Annotated in this window: 16 protein-coding genes; 5 read left to right on the forward strand and 11 right to left on the reverse strand. The window is 42.8% G+C overall.

Going from position 1 to position 21,348, the window contains the following annotated elements:
* From DWX62_RS11655 to DWX62_RS11695, 10 genes are all read right to left on the reverse strand, one after another.
* Positions 1-305: ThiF family adenylyltransferase (locus DWX62_RS11655; RefSeq protein WP_207806023.1), on the reverse strand; the 305-nt coding region annotated here is incomplete at its 3' end.
* A complete protein-coding gene (locus tag DWX62_RS11660) occupies positions 302-1,003 on the reverse strand; it encodes a prokaryotic E2 ligase family D protein (RefSeq protein WP_120172842.1) in 702 nt (233 codons plus the stop codon). The genes DWX62_RS11655 and DWX62_RS11660, both read right to left, overlap by 4 nt.
* 5 nt (positions 1,004-1,008) lie before the next feature.
* Complete coding sequence (locus DWX62_RS11665) at positions 1,009-2,118, reverse strand: peptidase (protein WP_120172843.1); 1,110 nt, start codon at positions 2,116-2,118, stop codon at positions 1,009-1,011.
* Positions 2,119-2,154: 36 nt separating this feature from the next.
* Entirely contained in the window at positions 2,155-2,376 is a 222-nt protein-coding gene (locus tag DWX62_RS11670) for a PRTRC system protein C (protein ID WP_004326366.1), read from the reverse strand.
* A gap of 44 nt (positions 2,377-2,420) precedes the next feature.
* Positions 2,421-3,482 carry a PRTRC system protein E gene (locus tag DWX62_RS11675; protein WP_120172844.1) on the reverse strand — a complete coding sequence of 354 codons (1,062 nt, stop codon included), beginning with the start codon at positions 3,480-3,482 and terminating at the stop codon, positions 2,421-2,423.
* 18 nt (positions 3,483-3,500) lie between these two features.
* Positions 3,501-3,710, reverse strand: coding sequence for a hypothetical protein (locus tag DWX62_RS21810; protein ID WP_004294135.1), 210 nt, complete (start codon positions 3,708-3,710; stop codon positions 3,501-3,503).
* An 18-nt stretch (positions 3,711-3,728) separates the two neighbouring features.
* Entirely contained in the window at positions 3,729-3,944 is a 216-nt protein-coding gene (locus DWX62_RS11680) for a hypothetical protein (RefSeq protein WP_032946538.1), read from the reverse strand.
* A 292-nt stretch (positions 3,945-4,236) separates the two neighbouring features.
* Positions 4,237-6,006 (reverse strand): DNA topoisomerase, encoded by a 1,770-nt coding sequence (locus DWX62_RS11685; protein ID WP_120172845.1) that lies wholly within the window; start codon positions 6,004-6,006, stop codon positions 4,237-4,239.
* 75 nt (positions 6,007-6,081) lie between these two features.
* Positions 6,082-6,342 carry a DUF4099 domain-containing protein gene (locus DWX62_RS11690; RefSeq protein ID WP_007560994.1) on the reverse strand — a complete coding sequence of 87 codons (261 nt, stop codon included), beginning with the start codon at positions 6,340-6,342 and terminating at the stop codon, positions 6,082-6,084.
* Positions 6,343-6,395: 53 nt separating this feature from the next.
* Positions 6,396-8,213 (reverse strand): DUF3945 domain-containing protein, encoded by a 1,818-nt coding sequence (locus DWX62_RS11695; RefSeq protein WP_007560992.1) that lies wholly within the window; start codon positions 8,211-8,213, stop codon positions 6,396-6,398.
* A 220-nt stretch (positions 8,214-8,433) separates the two neighbouring features.
* Between DWX62_RS11695 and DWX62_RS21960 the strand changes: the two genes are divergently transcribed.
* The 5 genes from DWX62_RS21960 (at position 8,434) to DWX62_RS11730 (ending at position 20,332) form a co-directional block, all read left to right on the forward strand.
* Positions 8,434-9,261 carry a hypothetical protein gene (locus DWX62_RS21960; RefSeq protein ID WP_165859012.1) on the forward strand — a complete coding sequence of 276 codons (828 nt, stop codon included), beginning with the start codon at positions 8,434-8,436 and terminating at the stop codon, positions 9,259-9,261.
* A gap of 448 nt (positions 9,262-9,709) precedes the next feature.
* Complete coding sequence (locus DWX62_RS11710; RefSeq protein WP_165859014.1) at positions 9,710-11,335, forward strand: IS66 family transposase; 1,626 nt, start codon at positions 9,710-9,712, stop codon at positions 11,333-11,335.
* Positions 11,336-12,128: 793 nt separating this feature from the next.
* Positions 12,129-15,389 (forward strand): glycoside hydrolase family 2 TIM barrel-domain containing protein, encoded by a 3,261-nt coding sequence (locus DWX62_RS11720; RefSeq protein ID WP_120172846.1) that lies wholly within the window; start codon positions 12,129-12,131, stop codon positions 15,387-15,389.
* 237 nt (positions 15,390-15,626) lie between these two features.
* On the forward strand, positions 15,627-18,689 hold the full coding sequence (locus DWX62_RS11725; RefSeq protein WP_081458114.1) for a TonB-dependent receptor: 3,063 nt from the start codon (positions 15,627-15,629) through the stop codon (positions 18,687-18,689).
* A gap of 11 nt (positions 18,690-18,700) precedes the next feature.
* The gene (locus DWX62_RS11730; protein WP_007560982.1) at positions 18,701-20,332 is read left to right on the forward strand and encodes a RagB/SusD family nutrient uptake outer membrane protein; all 1,632 of its coding nucleotides are present in this window, start codon (positions 18,701-18,703) and stop codon (positions 20,330-20,332) included.
* Between the two features lie 103 nt (positions 20,333-20,435).
* Here DWX62_RS11730 and DWX62_RS11735 read toward each other — a convergent pair whose 3' ends face one another.
* Positions 20,436-21,338, reverse strand: a complete 903-nt coding sequence (locus tag DWX62_RS11735; protein ID WP_007560980.1) for a family 16 glycosylhydrolase — start codon at positions 21,336-21,338, stop codon at positions 20,436-20,438.
* Between the last annotated feature and the right edge of the window lie 10 nt (positions 21,339-21,348).

Genomic DNA, 21,348 nt, shown 5'->3' on the forward strand with positions numbered 1-21,348 from the left:
GCAATAATTGTGGGTGGATTATGCCGTTCTAAGTGGGTGGGTATGCTCCGTTTTCGCCATACGGCCTTGTTCAGTCCCAGTTCCGTCTCACTGAAAAGCTGGCGTCCTATATTGGCCTGGCTTACTGTGTCGGGATCGAATACGGTGACATGCAGTCCGGGATGGCCCAATGCCTGAAGTGCCATGCTCATGCGTGCCAGATTGGTTATCACTTGTGAGCCGGTACCTCCGGCTCCGATGACGAATACTGTTACCGGATGACGCGGATTGAGCAGGTAGCGGTCGGTAAAATGTATCTTTTTCATGGAAGTATGTCTTTAAGTTTTTGATTCATGGGCTTGAGTTCGTTTATATCGAACGGATTGTTTCTTATGTTCTCGGTGACGATGACAAGATTTGAAACGGTAGGATTGACATTTCCTCCCAGATGGGAGAATTCAGTCAGCCAGAACCGTTTTTCCCAGTATTCCAGCAGGGAAAGGAAAGTCGGGTTCTGTGGCTTTTCCAGAGAGCTGCTGCCAAGGCAGACACTTGATCCGGTCACGTTGAAGAACGGGGCACGGAACAGCGGTGTCGTTTCCACCGGACGTTTTCCCTTGAAGGCGAACACGTCCATGCTTCCGTTTCTTACATGGTAGACAATTCCCGGCAGATTGAACATGCCGTCCTGTATATTGAGATTCTTGTGAAAGAACATCTGTCTTTTTCTGGGCGGATTGTACCAAATATATTCTTCCTGTCCTTTTCTCGGATTGCAGGCCAGCATATTTTCAGGGGCTCTGCCTGCCGGTATCCCGCTCATTTCCTCCGTATAGGATTCCAGCAGGGTATTCATGAATTCGTATGTGACGGGGATACCTGCCCCCATCTGTCCGCTTTTTCCGATGGGACGCAATTCTATGAAGTACCTGGTGTCAGAATTTCTTCTGTCTTCATACTTGTAGGCGATGATAGCAGCCTTCGGTACCATCATTTTCTGTATGTTTTTTGTCAGTTCATTCATGGTGTTTATAAATTATTGGTAACATGTTCTACAAATTTCTCAAACCATTTCTCAAACCGTTCCGGATAGTTGTCCGGCTTGAACAGTTCCTCTGTTTCCGGTGTGATGAAGATAAAAGATACGGGAGTCTGGTTATATGTCTCCTGACAGTCGGCACTGAAGCAGCTTTCAACATCTTTTGTAACCGTATCCGTGATGGAATATACGAGTAGTATCTGGTAATTGAGCGGTGGTGGTTCAAAATCCTTTTCCTTTTCGCTTGCAAAATCATAGTCATAATTCATGATATGCGGACTGTCATTTGAGATCAGGGACATTCCTTCATTAATCAGCTCCAGCAGTCTTCTTTCATTGGCGTTGGAAGGATTACAGTTTCGGATATGCTCTTCCAGATTCCTGCAAAATGCTTTGGTGTACATCCGGCACAGTTTTCTGTGGATTCTTCCTTTTTCATATGACCTGAAGAGTTTTTCCTTTCTGTACAAATCCTTTTTCTCTTCGTTATCAAGTTGCTCAAAGTCCACACAGTCAATATAAGATTCCGACATCTCAAAATATGGGGTATCGGTTATATCCATCATCCAGTGATGCTTGATGAACCGCCTGATAAACTCCAGTGCGACCTTTTTAATTTCACCGTGCAGCCTTTCCGTAAAGTCTATCGGCATAAAGAAAAGCGTATAATCCGGCCATTCATGAAAATGGTAGATACAGAACTGGAGCCTGTCACCGACAAGTTCCAGATTCACATGATGAGATACTATGGAATCCAGCGCATTATATAGCAGGCATATTTTCTCTCTTGTGGAAGTCCTGCCTGTAGGATGGTATGGCAGCTCCACATCCAGGAGCTGCGCATACTTCATGGCTGAACGGTACAGGAAATCAAGATTCTCTTTGGTGGTGACATTTACCGTTGCATCCCTGTCATTCTCCACATACAGGTCGGGAGCGATGGAAGGTATTCTCGTGTTCAGAAAACCATGAGGCTTTCTACTGGAGGGAGTTTTCTTTTCTTTCTGCTCCTGATGCCCCGGCTTATGTTCGTATTTTCGAGTTCCGATATGATAAGTCTGGCTAAATTTTCCAAAGCCCGTTCCGTAAGTTGTGTACATGGTTTCTTGTCTTTAAGTTGTCCTTTTTTCATGTCCTTACCCTTTCACTCCGATGGTTGTCTTGAATTCATATACCGCCCGGTCGTCCTCAATTTCAGGCCCATGTACGGTCGCGGTGGTCAGTTCCGGATAGTTCATTGAATAGAAGTCCATCACTTCAGCCGGAGACATGTTTACGTTCGGATCGTCCAGTACGATTTCCTGACTGTTTTTCTTCATCTTGAATACTCTTTTCATTCCTTTAATTTCCAGTGCCATATTGTTTATAGTTTATTGGTTTTACAAATCATTTATTTTGTATATCAGCAGTATACCATTTCTACCTGTGCCTCGTCCTTCATCCGGTACTCAGCCGGAAAATCCGGATATTCCGCATATGGGTCCTCTCTTAGAAGTTCCCTGTCATTCTCGTCTTCCGGATCGAAGCAGAATGTCTCATGTGTAGCCGGTGCAGTCTGGTATTCCCGTCCGTTTCCGTTCTGTACCTGTGCTGTTCCGTTCGGTATATGGCCGTTTGTCGGCTGCCGTACATGTTGTTGTGGATAAGGAACCGTCTCAGGCTGGTAAGCCGGCTGCTGCGGATAGGGCTGCATTGTAGCTCCTTGTGGCATACTTGTTCCTTGCATTACGGGGCGGTTTGGAGCAGGTTGGATATATGCTCCGTTCGTTCCATATACCGGTTGAGGCATTCCCTGTGGAATCTGTTGTGGAGCAGGCTGCATGACAGGTTCAGGATTCATAATATGGGTCTGCTGCTCCGGGAATATGCTTGTTTGCATACCGGGCTGTGGCTGACCGTTTATGCTGCCTTGTGGTTGGGGAATTACCGGTGCCGGTTCCTCTGCCATACCGAACAGACTTCCTGCACTGGCCTGTTTCTGTACTTCCTGCATCTTTTCGTCAATCTCCTTCTGTTTTTCTGAAGGAGTCAGTACCCGTGCCTGTTTCAGCCATGTCATTGCTTCGGAGAACCTTTTTGCGGCAGTTGCATCATCAGCCTTTTTGAGGAGCTTTTCCATCTTTTCCCGTTTTTCCCTGGCTTCCTTTGATTCGGCCGGTACTGTTGGAGCCTTGGATGATTTGGCTTGTGCCGTTGCCTTTTCTGCCTGTTTCTCGAAATTTTCCGCATTGACAAGCAGTCCCTGTACCTTCTGTATCGGTTGGAGTATGGTCTGCAGGAAGCCCATATCCAGTTCTGCCGGTGTTCCGTTCACTACCAGCGGCACCATGTTCTGCCGCGTATCCTCTTTCAGGCTGTTCCGACGTGGCATGACTGCTACGCTCAGGCTGTTGTCCACTTTACGGATATTGATATTCAGATCCGTACCTGCTGTAATCATCTGATAAATTGATTGAAAAAACATAATTGAAAAATTTTATGGTTATACATAAGTTTCCTTGAAGAATTCTTTCAGGACATTCTCTCTGTCAGGATTGCTGGAAATATCACGCAGCGATTCCAGATAGTAGCCGATGTTTTTAGGCTCATCAACTGTATTGGGCAGACGTCTTTTGACCGGTCTGATATGTTCACTCTGTGGCCATACAGCCGGCATGACAGGAGCAGAAGATATACATGTACTTGTTTTCATATCTGTTGGTTTTATTGGTTAGAAAAACAGGAGTCCGACAATGAAAAAGATAAATGCTATCCTTACAATCAGTAGAAGAGCTCTGAAAAGAAATCCTATGATTCCTCCGGTGAGCAGGAGCATTGCAATCATACCTGTAGGCATGATACCTTTGTCTGTCAGCATAAGTATTCCGATAACCAGTACCAGGGTTACCGCATGCTTGCTGATACTTTCGATAATCTGTAGTTTCATAATACTTAATTTTATGAATGAATAATCCCATCGGGATGTGTTTTCCCGATTTTATAGGCCTCCGGCCTCTTGGATTGCCTTTTTGCGCAAGGCCTGGCAGGAAAAAATACCGGAGCGCAGCGAGGATGATTTTTTCCTGTCCAGCCAAGCCCTTGAGGGCAGCCTTGCGGCAAAAGGCAGGCAATCCAAGACCTTTGCCGCTTAAAAGCGGAAAAACAGATTCTTTTCTGTACGGACACAAGAAATGCAGACCTTCCGGCCTGCATTTCTTATGGTTATATTGATATGGATGTTATTCTTCTTTTTTGGAATAGGTGTTGAAAATGTCATCGGTCATTTCCTTGACGAGAGTCCTGATCCTGTTCAGGAAGTCCTGTCCGGTTATCATTCCGCTTTCAAGTCCGGCCAGCTGTTTTTCCCAGTCTGCGGTGAGTGAAGTATCCGCAATTTTCTTTCCACGGATGGTTTCGTAGGTGAACATGCCTTTCGGGGTCGGAACGATATATTTACCTGAATAACGGATATACTTACGGTTAACCAGTGTACGGATGATATTGGTACGTGAGGATACCGTGCCCAGTCCGTTCTGTTCCATGTATTCCACCAGTTCTGCATCCGTGAACGGATTTACCGGCAGCTGTTTCTTGTGTACCAGGTTACATCCGCATACATTCAGGGTATCACCTTTCTCCACTTCGGGGAGTTCTTTGACGGAATATCCCGATGTCGGGATCATGTCGGAACGCATAAACACATCATGCCAGCCGGCTTCAATGATTCTTGTTTGTTCGGCCTTGAAATGCTGTGCCGCACAAACCGCTTCAACATTTGTCGTTTCTATGCGGCATGGAGCCATGAATGTTTCAAGCATCCTTCCGGCTACAAGTCTGTAAACCTGCATTTCCTTTTCGGACATATTTCCGGGACGGATACCTGTAATGATGATGGCATGATGTACATTGGCTTTTTCTGCGTTTATTACGTGGCGGGACAAACTGGATATGTCAATACCTCCAGTTCCTTTAGCGGCAGGGAACAGCTCCCATGATAGCAGACGCGCCATGATTGGTGAAAGCGAGTCAAGCACATCCTCCGTCAGATAACGGCTGGAAGTCCGCGGATAGGAAATCAGTTTCTTTTCATAAAGGGACTGGGCGATGTCATACACCTCTGATGCGGTAAAACCATAGCGGATGTTCGCTTCCTTCTGAAGCTGTGTCAGGTCAAGCAGATCCGGTGGAAGTATTTCCTTTACGCTGTGACTGATACCTGTAATCTGTGCCTGATGTGCCAGCTTGCAGTCCTGAAAAAACATTGTTGCGGATTCTTTGTCGGGAAGATCCTGTGTGCGGCGCATCTTGAAGAGGATGCCGTCCTTTTGCAGGCTGATGTAGATGGGCCAGCTGTCCGATGAAATATGGTTCTCCCTTTCACGGTAGCGTCTGCTGATGGCAGCCAGTACCGGTGTCTGCACCCGTCCGAGGGAATTGTTGCCAAGGCCAGTCGCCTTACACATGGCATAGCTGGCGTTGATTCCGAGAATCCAGTCCGCCTTGTTGCGGCTGTCGGCAGAAAGGAACAGGCTGTCGTAGCAACTGTCCGGCTTCAGGTTTTCCATGCCTTTACGCACAGACTCGTCGGTAAGAGAGGAAATCCACAGACGGAAGCAAGGCAGTGTACAGTTCAGGTATTGATAGACATAGCGGAATGTCATTTCCCCGTCACGGCTGGCATCGGTAGCCGCAATGATGGTATCGCATGCCTGAAACACCCTCTCGATTACTTTAAGCTGGAGCACGGCATCAATGTCCGGTATCCATCCGTTCTCGGTGCGTGTATGCCGTACCATCAGTTCGAATTCGGACGGGATGAAAGGAAAGTCATTCCGTTCCAGCTTCTGGGTTCCGTAGTCCTTCGGCATGGCCAGTGACAGCATGTTCCCGAAAGTCCATGTAACCATGTAGCCGTTTCCTTCCACATATCCGTTTCTTACTTTGGTTGCACCGATGATTCTTCCGATTTCTTTTCCTACACTTGGTTTGTCTGTTAATATGGCAATCATGATAAATTCTGTTTTTATCTCTTTCCATACGGTAAGTCCGTATGGAAAGAGAGATGATACATTATGGTTTCTTATTTATTCACCTGAAGGGTTGATACCGTTTACGCTGATGACCGGATTTCCATTCTCGTCTTCAATCAGACTGAGTGTGGCGTCCATGGTCAGTGAAAATACAGGAGTCTTGATTTTAATGGACATGACATTGGTTTCCTCTCCCTGAAGGAGCAGGTCCATGTTTCCGTCCTTTTCAATTTGCGATCTGCTGATACCTACCGATTCCAGTTTCTCCCAGTCGATTTGTTCAGTCTTGTAGATATGATGATTGGTCTTGTTCATGTTCTTTCCTTTTTTAGTAGTTGATGATTTGAATGATTTGAATCCCGTTCAGGTCAGACAGCCTGTTTTGCTCCCTTCTTCTGTTCCTGCTGCTGGGTATTGTCAGTCTGTGAAGCACGCTGTGAAGTATTGCGGCGCACATCCGGATTTTCCTGGAAATATTGCAGCTGTCCGGTGTTTGCGTTTACTTTCAGATAGGAATCGAACGGTTTGCCGTTGGGACCTTTCATACCCGTTACGAGGATAGCCTTTCCGTCCTGAAGATTAGCTCTTTCCTGTGCCGAAAGCAGGTGTCCGTAAACCTCAGCCGGGATGGCTGGTGCCTGTCGTTCGTTGAAACCGTCCGGAGTTCTGGAATACTGTGGTCTTCCGCTTGCCAGGTCCAGCTTGACGAATGACGAGAATTCCTCACCTTTACGGTTGATCATGTTCTCAAGATAGATGGGCTGCCCTTTGCGTAACGCTTCCTTGTCCTCCGGTGTGAGCTGTACCGAACAGATTTCCTTTGGTATGTAGATTTCTCCCGTTTCCGGATTGTGGCGCGTATATTGGAGCCCGCCTGTAACCTTGTCCATGGTAACAAAGGAAGAAAACAGTTCGCCGTTCTTTCGTTTCATATCCTCTACAAGGATGGTGTGTCCTTCGTTCAACGCTTTGAGCTGCATGGGGGAAAGCGGCACACCGCCGAGTGTCTGCTGGTTGAAGGCCTGGTCTTTCGGGAAGATAAATTCGATGCCTCTTCTTTCCGCACTATATTGCAGATTGGCATTAAACTCTTTACCTTGATTGGACTTCATTCCCTCTACGAATATCTGTTCTCCGTTTTTCAGTTTCTGGATTTCGTCCGGAGTCAAGGTTATCCCTTTGATTTCATTCGGGATATAGACATGCTCCTGCCGTACGGCTACCAGTTCGTTGGTATTCTTGTCAATGGAAATCAGACACGGCTCTGTCGTGTTGCCACGCAGGTTAAGGTCAGCCACGCGTCCCATGTTTCCACTTTCACGCAGGTTTTTCTTGTCCTCTTCCGTGAAGATATGTCCGAAATAAGGACGGTCCAGTTCAGGTTCCTTTCTGATACCGTGGATGCCCAGCATGACCTGCCCGCCGTTGGATATGAACGAAAGGCGTGCATCAAGTTTTGCGGTCAGTACCCCAGGAATGTTGAGTGTCAGCGGCATGGTTCTGTTGGTCTTGTATCCTTTCAACATGCTGTCAAGCTGTCCGGACTGCTCCAGCATTTCTTTGGATATGCCGAACTTACCCAGTTCCTCCCAATTAATCATGTTCTCGTTGTAGCGGTACGTGGGTGTCTGCTGACCTTGTGGTTCCTGCTGTTCGCGCCCCTGTGCGGCAGCTTCCACCTGTGATACCTGTTCAGGCTGAGCCTGTGTTGTCTGTTCCTGTTTCTTTGCCATTGTTGTTTCCTCCTCTTTTGTTTGACTGTTTTTCTGATTGTTTGCCTTCGGTACGATTTCATAGCGTTTCAGAAATTCCTTTACCGCGTCTGTCTTCTTGCCTTCGGCCAGGTCCTTGAGAGCCTGTTTGTTCTGCTTGTAATCGTTGAAGGTCATGCGGATAAGCCTGAAATGCGTAGGCTCCTTCAGCTGGCTCCAGAAGTTCTTGATGAAGTTTTCGAGAATACTCGAATTCTTGTCGAATTTCAAAAATGAGTTCTCGTTCTTCTCTTCCGGTGTAACCGTCTGATAATTGCCTTTCTCGTCCATCTTACTGATTACTCTCAAACCCTCCTTTGGGTCATTCTTGTTATGTACCAGCAGAAGTTCGTCAATTTGTTCCACATAAGGCTTTTCCGGTTTCTTAGTCCGGCCTTGCCTTTTTTCCTTGTCAGGACTGTTTTCTTGTGCCATAATCTTTTGTTTTGAGTGACTACTTGATTTGTTTCACAGTCCAAATGTAAAGTGATAAATTGAGTAAACAATTGATTTACAAATAGATGACATTAGATGTCATCAGGTGTCATCAAATGTCATACGAAGAATAGGAAAGAAGGTAAGCGTCTCCGCGATGACGTATAGCGCATCTCAAAAACGACTTTTACTTTTGCATAAATCAATAAAAAAACGAATCATGGTAATAGAAAATCCCAACCCGATTCCCTTGGAATATCCTACATTGTTGGAAGTTCTAAAAAAAGAACTGGCTCAAGATCCTAAAAAATCCTTAGTATCGTTCTGCGAAAAGCATTCAATCAATTATGACCATTTTAACAGATGGCTCCGAACCACCGGAAGAAGCTTCACCAGACTATGCAATGAAGTACGCCTGAAGACCGGTCTGCCTCAAAATTCAAATGAATTGTACTTAAACAGCCTCGGACTCTTGAAGACTGAACTTGATAATGATATTAATCTACGTTTCGTTGATTTTTGTGAAAGGCACAATATCAGTTATAGGGGAATGGCGAATTGGCTGGCAATTAACAATATGGATTTTTTCTCCATACGGGCGCAAATATGTGCAGCCAAAGGCATAGAGGTTCCCAAAGGCAGCAGACAGCCTTATATTCCGCACCCTTCCAACGGGGACAAGGCACAAGCAAGATTCGGAAAGACACTGGATACATACCGGAAAGAGCTGGATTCCAATCCACGTTATTCGTTGAAAGTTCATTGCGCCAGAATGGGAACAAGTTATTATGACATGTTACGCTGGATGAGATTTATGAAGGTTAGCGTCAGACAATTGCAAAAGGCAGCAAGCCTCAATGCGAAGATTCCCCGGCAGTCTTCCATGGTCATGGTTCAGTTCCGGCCCAATGGTGGGACCCGCTCTGATATGTTCAGAGGAGTGACTATTAGCTGTCCTGACGGGAAGAGCATTCATGTGGAGGAATGCTCTGTCATAGAATTGTGTACATTCCTGTATACTTATGATAAAGACCAAAGACGAAAATAAATACTCCCGACACCATGTTTGAACTATCAGAAAACAACCGGTACTTTTTCTTTCCGGAACCTGTCCGTATGAGTTATGGTATTGACGGCCTTTCCAAACTAGTTTATACCCATCCTGCACTTTCATTGGTTTCAGGAGATATATTTGTATTCTTTTCCCATGACCGGAAACGTATAAAACTTCTTCGTTGGGATGGAGACGGTTTTATCCTATATTATAAACGGCTCACAAGAGGCACTTTTGACCTTCCTCGTTATAGCACGGAAAAAGGCGTGTACGAACTTGACTGGTACACGTTTTATTTCATAATGCGAGGGATAACTGCTCAAGAACTCCGTTTTAAAAAACGCTTTAGAATTGCCTGTAGCAACTGATAATTATTTGATATACAAAGAAATAATATCAAAATCCGCTTGGTAAAATCAGATTTTTTCATTATTTTTATGGTATGAAAAGTTCTGATTTTACATTGGTTCTACAACAACAGTTGGATGTCGCCAACGAGACCAACCGGGTCTTGCTGGCGCGCATTGACGACCTGGGAAAGACCATAGAGGAACTCCGGACTGAACTCGCCATAGCCAATCTTAAACGCGAGGAACTGATGTCGACCATAACATCCATGCAGGAAGCATTATTGGAAAAGGATGCGGACGTAAACAAGCAGAAGAGGATAAACAAGGGGCTGTCAAAGCTTGTATCCAACAAGTCTGAAAAGCACAAACCATCCGTTATGACCTCCTCGGAAGTTGAAAATAAAACCATGCCCTCCTCTTCTCCGACCAAGAGTGCCTATGCTCCCAAAGAAAGAGGGAACAACGGCGTAAAACGTAAGGAATATTTCGATATTGAGACTGTCATGGAGGAATTGTATCCCACGGACAAGGATTTTAATCCGGTGTTGGCCCGTTTTATGAAATTCAGGGATTCCATATCCTATGAATATATACCGGGGAAATTCATCAAGCGCATACGTCGGCAATATTTCTACAGCCAGAACGGTACGGTATATTCCGGTAAGCTTCCGGCCAAGCCGTTATTCAATTCCAACTATGACGGTTCGTTCATTGCGGGAATGGCGCAGTTACGCTATATGTACACAATGCCGGTGGAGCGTATCGTTAAATATTTCAAGGACAACGGATTTGAATTGCCCAAGTCGACTGCGCATAACCTGCTCAAGAAAGCGGCAGTACTTCTTGACAATCTTTACAATACCATGCGCATGGCTGTCTTATCAGACAAATATATGGGATGTGACGAGACCTACGCCAAAGTCCTCATTAAAGAACCCGGCAAGAACGGTCTACATGTCAAAAAAGGTTATGTCTGGGTGGCGGTAGCTCATAATTTGGGACTGGTTTATTTTTTCTATGAAGACGGTTCCAGAAAAGAGGAAATTATCTTTGATTTTTTGAAGGACTATAAAGGAACTATTCAAAGTGACGGTCTGACCGCTTATCGTAAACTAGGGAAACAAGGATTTCCGAATATAATGAGGCTGCCATGCCTCCAGCATATAAAAAGAAAATTCAAGGATTGCGAAAAAGATCCCGATGCGGAGGAGATTGTAAGCCTCATTAACCGGCTTTATCACAACAATCACCTTCATACAATTGGAGTGGATGGGTGGACCGAGGCAAAAGAACTACGTTTCCGACAAAAATACGCTCCGCCGATACTTGATGAGATTCAAGAAAAGCTTTCCAAAATTACAAAACGCCCCGGTTACATTCCAGATTCCGATATTTATGAAGCCGTTACGTATATGCAGAACGAAATGTCGGATATATGGAATATATTTACCTCACCAAATTACCAACTTGATAATAATGCCATCGAGCGGGTTAATCGTTGCATATCACTTATGCGGCACAATTCGTTGTTCTTCGGAAGCCATGCCGGGGCAAACCGGGCTGTTATTTATTATTCACTGGCATGTTCATGCCGCCAAAGAGGGATAAATTTCTTCGAGTATATCTCTGATATAATGAATCGTTCGGCAACATTACCACCTACTGCATCTATTGAAGCGTATCGGGAACTTTTGCCTGACAAGTGGCATAAATCATAATTATACTTTTCAGCAGGATTACTCTTGTCTGACCTAATTACACTTGATAACATTATCGTTATCAAGTGCTTTTGTGTATCTTAATAGGACTATTTTACATTGTTTTGCGTCATCGCGGAGACGCTTACGAAAGAATGTAGAAACAGTAGAAAAAGAATGAAAAGAAGTAGGAAGAGTTGGAATAAAAGCATAGCAAAGCCACAGGACTATGCAGATCGGAGGGAGCTGAAATCCCTGTCTTATTTCGGGATTTGATAAACAGACTATGTTTTGTTATTTGGGAAAGTGGGTTTTCACAGTATTTGTGAGGCTATATATAGAATATAAGGATAGCCGCCTTTGATTCACGACTATGCGTCACGTCGGTCGCAGTTAATCCCTGTAATCTTTTCTTTAATGCCAATCCGTTTGCCGCCGCATTCTTTTTCAGGTGAATTTTCATGGCGATAGCCATAAAGAAAATTCTCCTGAAAAAAGAAATAAATGCGGCTGGCAAAGCTGGATTGGGATTTATCTTTGATGTAAGGGATAGGATGAGAATATATAAAAATTGTTTGAAAAGGCTTGTGACTTGGGAATATATAATATTTTCATATAGAGTGCTACATAGCATAGTATTCCGGACGATGTTCTGTAAAGTCTAAGCTCATATTTAAAAATACCACTCTATATAGATAGAAATACCCCCTATTCATTGTTCGTTATACTTATATATTTGCATAGAAACTTAAAATGCGAATTTATGAACTTGAACTTAAAATCTATTTTTTCATTTTCTGTGTTATTTTTCTTTATGCAATCTCTGTCTGCATCGGACAATGGTGCCAATCAGTGGAGAAACAATCAGAATGTATGGCAGGACCAGACCATAAACGGAATTAACCGTTTACCTTCCCGCAGTACTACTTATTCTTTCCGGAGAGTGGATTGGGCTTTGGATGGAGACAGAGAGAAATCGGAGTATATGTCGTTGAACGGCCAATGGAAGTTTAACTTTTCCGAGGATATGGCATTGGCTCCCGCCGGTTTTTATAAAGTGGAGTACAATTCATCATCATGGAAAACTATTCCTGTTCCTTCATGTTGGGAGATGCAGGGATATGGCTATCCTATATATACAAATACTATTTATCCTTTCCCTGCTCGTCCGCCATATATTGACAGGAATAATCAGACGGGGTGTTATATCAAGGAGTTTGTTGTTCCTGACAAGTGGAAGAACGACAGGATTATACTCCATTTCGGAGGCGTCTATTCGGGATTTAATGTATGGATAAACGGACAGAAGGTGGGATATTCCGAAGACAGTTGTCTGCCTACTGAATTTGATATTACCGAATACGTTAAGAAGGGGGAGAATAAACTGGCGGTGCAAGTGTATAAGTGGACCGACGGAAGTTATATGGAAGATGCCGACCACTGGCGAATGGCTGGTATCCATCGTGAAGTATATATCATGTCCATTCCGCAGGTGGCAATATATGATTATGGAGTAAGGACACGCATCGATTTCCGGAAGAATATTGCACGGTTACAGATCCGTCCGGAAATAACAAATCAGAATATGGATGATTTGAAGGGATGGAATCTGTCAGCCCAATTATATGATGCCGATGGGAAACCGGTGTTTGGAAAAGATATTACCGTTACTGCCGATTATGTGGTGAACGAACCTTATCCTCAGCGCGATAATGTTTATTACGGAATGATGGAGGGAATCGTTTCCAAGCCGGAGTTATGGAATTCTGAACACCCTTATCTATATACTCTGATTCTAAAGCTCACAGACAATAAGGGCAATGTGGTGGATGCGAGAAGTAGTAAGGTAGGCTTCAGGGATATTAAAATAAAAGGCAATCAGATTCTGGTGAATGACACTCCTATTAAACTCATTGGCGTAAACCGCCATGACCATAGCGAGACAGGAGGAAAGACTGTCACCCGCGAGGAGATGCTCGAAGACGTTCTGCTTATGAAACGTTATAACTTCAATACAGTCCGCACATCGCATTATCCTAACGACCCTTATTTCTATGAACTGTGCGATAAGTATGGTATATACGTAATGGATGAGGCTAATCTTGAAACTCATCATCAAAGGGGGTATCTGTCCAATAGGCCTGAGTGGGCTAACTCGTTCATGGAGAGAGTGGTAAGAATGGCTGTGAGAGACAGGAACCATCCTTCTGTGTTTATGTGGTCGTTGGGCAACGAGTCTGGATGCGGCCCTAATCATGCAGCTCTGTCAGGATGGCTGAAAGATTATGACCCAACCCGTCCTGTTCATTACGAGGGGGCGCAAGGACAGCCGGAAAATCCTTTATACAAACCTATCGGACGTAAGGAAGCGTCAATCGTTACTAGTGAGATAGATTTTAATGTGAACGAAGATGTCAAACCGGCAAAGAAAGAGCTTTGTGTGTATGCCAATCCCGATGATCCTTTATACGTCGATGTCATTAGCCGTATGTATCCTATGGTCGATGAGCTTATAGCAATGACTAAGAATCCGGTCATGAACCGTCCGATAATAATGTGTGAATATGCACATTCTATGGGAAACTCTACCGGCGGGCTGAAAGAATACTGGGATGCAATACGTTCTCATGATGCGCTTGCCGGCGGATATATTTGGGACTGGATAGACCAGGGATTGCTGGATAATGAACGGAAATATAATAAGAAATCATGGAATTATGGTGGTGACTATGAGAAAGGGGAGCACAACGACCAAAACTTCTGTATAAATGGTGTTATCAGTGCCGACCGCTCCATTAAACCTGCTACTGAGGAATGCAAGTACGTGTTTGCTCCTGTATCATTTACAACTGATAATGTCTATAGTGGAGAGATAACTGTAAAAAACAGAAACTTCTTCCTTTCAACAGATGAGTATCGTTATTTTTGGCAATTGAAGGACGAAGACAGTGTATTGCAGGAAGGTGAGATTATTGTGCCGACAACACCAGCTGGTGAGAGCTGTAAACTAAAACTTCCTATTCAGAATTTCAAGGCCGATGACGGTGCGGAATATTGGTTATGCCTGAGTGCCAGGCTCAAGAATGACAATCTGTATGCCAAAGCTGGATACGAGGTTGCCTGGGAACAGTTTAAGTATCTTTCTTTACCAAAGATAGTAGAATGCGTTGATACTACATTGGATATGGAAATCGATTCAGATAACAAGAAAGACATCAGCGTGAAGGGAAAGAACTTTTATCTGAATATCAGTGATGGTTATATCAGTCAGTATAAGATAGATAATGAAAGTATCATCACATCTGCTCTGAAACCAAACTTCTGGAGAGCGTCAACAGACAATGACTGGCGAGGATGGAAGGTCGATAGACTGTTTGCATTCTGGAAAGATGCTCCATTAAAGCTAAAGACAGTTTCTATAGATGTACGCAAATCGGAAGGCAATCTTGAGGTTAAGGTGCTAAAGGCTATAGATGAAAGACTGAGACTTACCTTGAATTATAAAGTAAAAGCAGACGGAACAATAGGCGTTCATTATTCAATGATGAAGTCTCCTGAAATATCAGAAATGTTGCGCGTAGGATTGCAATGCGAATGTACCAATCGTTTGTCGGATGTGACATATTATGGACGTGGCCCATGGGAAAACTATTCCGACAGAAAAGCCTCTGCAATGGTGTCTATATATAACTGCAAGGTGTCCGCTCTGGGATTTGACTATGTAATGCCGCAGGAAAACGGAAACCGTTGTGACGTGAGATGGTTTGCCTTGCAGTCGGATAAGGCAGGTGTGATGATTGTCGGCGATGAACCCCTATCTGTTTCAGTGTGGGAGATGTCGCAGAATGCGATTGATAAGGCTAAACATATAAATGAACTTGAAAAGGACTTGTATTCTAATACTCTTAATATCGACCTGGTTCAGGCTGGAGTGGGCGGAACAGATAGCTGGAGTCTGAAAGCCCGTCCTTCAATAGACAAGCGTCTTCTGAAGGGAAGCTATTCATACGGATTTACTTTTGTTCCACTGGGCAGGGATGCAAATCTTAAGGAAATGGGCAGAAAAATATATTGATTAACAGGCGATTGTTAGTGATAAAATGGCTGTTGGAGTCTGGGAATGGATTCTAACAGCCATTTTTCCTTAAAATATTTAGTTAATCTATTTCCCCCCCCCCTATTTAAATGAAATTTTCCCCCTTTGGTTATATTACATAGTATATATATTTGCAAGTGTCAGTAAGTAGCGCGCAACTGATAGAACAAAACTTTTTATTTTAAGAAAAACACTAATTACAAAAAACTCTAGATTATGAACAGAACACTATCATTAATGTGTATGCTGATTCTTATAATGTTCAGCTTACCATTAAAAGCACAGAACGGGAGAGTTTCTGGTTGTATAACAGATTCCGATGGCTTACCTGTGATAGGTGCAAGCATTTTAGTTAAGGGTACAACAAACGGTATTATTTCGGATTTGGACGGAATTTATGTTTTGGAAAATGTACCAATGGAATCGACATTGATTTATAGCTTCGTAGGATATGATACACAGAATATTGTGTATAAAGGTCAGTCTACAATAGACGTTCAATTAAAAACCTCCGCCATTGCACTCGATGAAGTTGTAGCAATAGGATATGAGGTTAAGAAAAAAAGTGTTGTTACAGGTGCCATCAGCAGCATCGATTCCGATGATTTATTGCAATCCAAGCCTGCAAATGCCGTAAATGCATTGAGCGGTAGGGTTAGTGGTGTGAACGTTGTGACAAATTCAGGTCAGCCGGGATCAGCGCCCAAGCTGGTAATTCGTGGTGTCGGTACAAATGGAAACTCTAATCCTCTTTTTGTAATTGACGGACTGCCTATGGACGACATGAACAGTGTAAATCCCAACGACATTGAAAGCATGGAAGTCTTGAAGGATGCAACTTCAGCTGCTATTTATGGTGCCAGAGCCGCTAATGGTGTAGTCCTTATAACCACAAAGAAAGGAAAGAAAGGAAAGACATCGCTTGCTTATGATGGTTACTATGGTTTCTCTACAGTAGCAAAGAAACCAACCATGCTGAATGATGAACAGTACATTATGCTGATGAAAGAGTTTGCCGACAATGATGATATGCCGCTTGCCGGTGGTGTACCTACTGCTCCAACAGGTTATAATACAGACTGGTTTAATGAAATATTGAATACAGCTCCTGTTACTGAGCATAACATTACTGCTAACTTTGGCAGTGATAAGGGTTCAAGCTTGCTTTCATTGAATTATCTAGACCAGAATGGTATTATCGGTGAAGATGCGTCATTTTACAAACGATTCAGCACAAGGCTGAACAGTTCCTATTCTATAAATGATTTCTTAAGTGTAGGTGCAAACGTCAACTATGCATATATAGAGAATAGTGGAGTGGCAACCGGTATCAATGGTTATAATCCGATATCATACGCCTATAATATTGATCCTACTACTCCGGTTTATGATGAGAATAGCAACGATACTTTCGGATATGGAGTCTCTCCTGTACCTTATAGCCGTATGTGGAACCCTATTGCATTTATGGATGAGGCACCTAAGAATAAAAATATTACCCAGCAATTTTTTGGTAATGTTTATGCTGAGATCACTTTTATTAAAGACCTTGTTTTCCGCACAGATTTTGGTATTAATCATCGGAATTTCCGTGGAAGAATGTTTGCACCAAAGTTTTTTCATTCTGCAGAATGTAAAGAAGATAATTCTAGGGTAGAACAAAGTACAAATGCTAATAGTAGTTGGCAGTGGGAGAATACATTGCGATATAAAAAATCTTTTGGTGAACATTCTACATCTGTCCTGTTAGGTACTTCTGCATCAAGAGATGTTTATGAGTTTATGACCGGAACACGAAATAAATATCCAAATGAAGCAATGACCAATGAGAATTACTGGTATCTTAATGCTGGTGATGTTATGACATCAGCTAATAGTGGCGGTGCTAATCCTAGACATAGTATGTTCTCATATTTTGCTCGTCTAAGCTATAATTATGCTGAAAAATATATGGCGGAAGTTGTGGTCAGACGCGATGGGTCTTCAAATTTCGGTCCCAATAACAGATATGCTACTTTCCCGGGCGTTTCATTAGGTTGGAATGTTTCAAATGAGAAATTCTGGAAAATTAAGAACTTTGATGTCTTCAAACTTAGATTCTCTTGGGGACAGAACGGAAATGAGCGAATTTCTCCATTCTCCTATACTTCTATTATTGGCAATAATTATAATTACACGTTTGGTAATGCCATCACTGTGGGATCTGCTCCTAATAACCTTGTTAATCCAGACGTGAAATGGGAAACTTCTGAACAATTTAATGTTGGTGCCGATATGACATTCTATAATGGTATGATTAGAGCAAGTTTCGACTGGTTTAAAAAAAGTACTAAGGATTTGTTGTTCCAGCCAACAGTTGAAGCCATTAGAGGTAATAATGCAGCTTTTAGAAACCTTGGTAATATAACAAACCAGGGTGTGGAAATGCAGATGACATTTAATAAAAATTGGAACGAAATCAACTTCTCTATTTCCGCAAATGCCTCATATCTTAAAAATGAGGTTGTAAAGATAGGAAATGCAAATGGATATACTGATGGTGGTAGCTGGAGAACATCTGTTAATGTAACGCGTATGGAGGAAGGTCATGCTATGGGTTATTTCCGCCTTTATAAGAACTTAGGAATATTCCAAAATGAAGAGCAGATACAGAACTATAAATCAAAAGACGGTAAAGTGATACAACCTGATGCCGTTCCGGGTGACTTTATATGGCAAGATACAAATAACGATGGGCAGATTACAGATGAAGATAGAACCGATTGTGGCAATCCTTGGCCAAAATGGACATTCGGTTTGAATTTAGGTGCCGACTGGAGAGGTATTGATATGACAATCTTCTTAACAGGAAAAGCTGGATATAAAGTCTTCTCTGATATTTACCGACAGGAAGCATACGGACGCAGCAACCTTCCATCATTCTATCTTGACAGATGGCGGAAAGAAGGTGATGATAATGGAGTGCCTCGTCTTTCATCCAAAGATCCTAATGGAAACTTTGGCAAACCATCCGATTTTTATCTTTATGATGGTTCGCATTTAAAGATTTCTTCACTTGAGGTAGGCTATTCATTCCCAACTAAATTAATAAACAAGTTGATGCTGAATAAAGCAAGAATTTATGCAGCAATTGATAATCTTGCCACTTTCACCAGCTATCCGTTTATGGATCCTGAAGTAGGAAATATGGCAGGTGGCAATATTCTTAGCACAGGTATTGACTATGGTACTTACCCTCAGGCCCGTACATTCAGATTTGGTTTAAGTCTTAATTTCTAAAATTGAAAATTATGAAGTCGAAAATACATAATAATATTCTTGTCCTCATGTTTGCTGCTATTGCATCATCATCTTGCAGCGACAGTTTCCTGGATACAGCTCCTATAATGTCCGAAACAGAAAGTTCTTTTTATAGGACCGATGAACAGATGTTCAAAGCGCTTACTGCTTGTTATGATCCGTTAGCTCACATAGGTGGTGCTTCGGGTAATGCACTTGCTTCCATTGTACCTATGGGTGAAATCCGTTCGGATAATGCTCGTACTGGTGGTGGCTCTGATCAGGATCAGCCTTACATGCAGGCTATAGAGGATTATTCAAATACGAGTGTCAATTCTATTTCCGATAATTTGTGGAAAACTCGTTACCGTGGTATATATAGATGTAATCTTGTAATAAATTCAGAGTATGACAGTCCGGAAGCTAAAGTTTATAAAGCTGAAGCTAAGTTCTTACGTGCTTGGTATCATTTTGAATTGTTGAGATATTATGGTCCATGCTTTATCAGTCTTGAGACTCTTTATCCTGAAGGATTCAAGTTTACGAGAGATACTCGCGAAAATGTAAATAAAGCAATAGAGAAAGATCTTCTTGAAGCTATCCCTTCTCTAAAGGATAATTTCCCGGACACAATGAAAGGACGTATTACCAAGACTGCGGCTCAAGCCCTGTTGGCCAAGGTCTATCTTTATTGGGCTGACTGGAGCAACGATGATGCTAAGATTTTTGACAAAGCGAAACCTTTATTGGAGGATGTAATTTCAAGTGGTAATTATACTCTGACGGATGATTATTCTAAATTGTTTGCGGCTCATCAGGAGAATAACGAGGAATCTATATTTGAAATACAGACCTCTACCAAATCTGGTAATACAAACTGGGGTAATATTGATGCAGGCGAAGGTGCTATGTGGGTGACTTTCTGCGGACCGAGACAGTTGAAAAATAGTCCTGATTATGATAATGGATATGGCTTTTGTCTGCCTACTAAGGAATTGTATGATTATTTCCTTCCGGATGACCATGTGCGTCGTGATGCGGCGATATTTACTTACGATGAACTTGTAACCAAACCTAATGCCAATATTCAGGATGAATCAAAAAAAGTTGTTTGGGAGACAGGCTCTTACGGGCCTGATTTCCAGGGATATGCCCAGAAGAAATATCCTCCTTTCAAAAATTACGATATGATAGGAAACCCCAATCTAAACAAGCCTGGAAACGTAAGGGTCATCAGATATGGTGAAGTGTATCTGATGCTTGCCGAAGCATATCTCAGAGGTACTAATCCTGATGAAGCAAAAGCGAAGTATTACATAAATGAACTCAGAAAGAAGCATGTTCATGCAGACGACGGAAGTTATATTGATGTTGACAAGCTAATGCAGATGTATCCTGACAGATTTAAAAGCGTAATTGATGTTCTATGGTATGAGCGTCGTTGTGAACTGGCATGCGAGGGTGACAGATGGTTTGACCTCGTCCGCTCAGGACGTGCCGAGGAGGTCATGATGCCTATTCTTAGAAGAGATTATGGTATCTCTGCATGGAGCAAGAAGTTCAATTATCTTCCTATCGGCTCTATTGAAATAAGCAATTCGGGAAACTCGCTTACAGAGTATCCGGATGAAGTAAATGAGTGATAGGGCAGATTAAAATCTTTATCTTCTTGTTAAAAAGGCAGACTTTATCATCAGCATACTGATAATGAAGACTGCCTTTTATAATTTCAGATTATGTTATTTCTTATTTCTTGTACCACACCCTTACATAATCTATCAGATATTCAGAATCCATATTGTTGTCGTCCGGCAAGGCTCCGAACCATTTGTTCGATTCGTTGTTAAGATTGATGCGTAATGGCTGGTGCCAGTACTTGTTCTCTATTTCTCTGTACAGTACTCCGTCTATATATAGTCGGATATATTCCTTGCTCCAGTCAAGTCCCCATACGTGAAAGTCTTTCTGCAATTCGAATGGTATATAGTATTTGGCAGGGAAGTTGATATGTTTCTTTATATCACCCTTATCTGCTGGAGCTTTAAATACATGCACGTTCGAGTTCAGGTCATGTCTGTTGGCAGGATTGCCGGGGCAGTTCTCGCAAATGTCTATTTCAGTCCACCAGTTTCTTTCATTGTTCGACATCCAGAAACCGAAAACCCATGGCGAGTCGTTTGGTCTCAGTCTTGCTTCGAAATATCCGTAAAGGAAAAGTTCTTTGCTTACCAGGAAACCGGCAGTGTGAGTATATCCTTCGGGCAGTGATCCTGCTTCCGGCTTGTAAGTTCTCATCACGCAACAGCCGTCTTCAAATGTAGTATTCTCCTTTGCAAAGAAAGTAGGTTGTCTTCCTTTCCATTTAGGGTTGTTCGGGAACCATCTTTCCTCATTCAGCTTCTTTCCTTTGAACTCGTCAGAGGCCTTTTTGTTTAGAACCCATCCGCCTTCGTTCTTCTGGTCGGAAAGAGGGTACTTGTTGTTAAGTCTTTTCGGAGCATTGCTGAAATCAATGCTGTCCTTGTAGAACTTTTTCGGAATTGTAAGTTCTGTGGTTTCATTACCTGTTTTTGTACTGACTTGAGCATTTAGGTCTGCTACAGTTGTACACGATACTGCTGCGAGTAAGTAAATCAAATAGTTTTTCATAAATTTGTTT

It is taken from the genome of Bacteroides sp. AF20-13LB (genome assembly GCF_003603065.1).
GTDB lineage: Bacteria > Bacteroidota > Bacteroidia > Bacteroidales > Bacteroidaceae > Bacteroides > Bacteroides uniformis.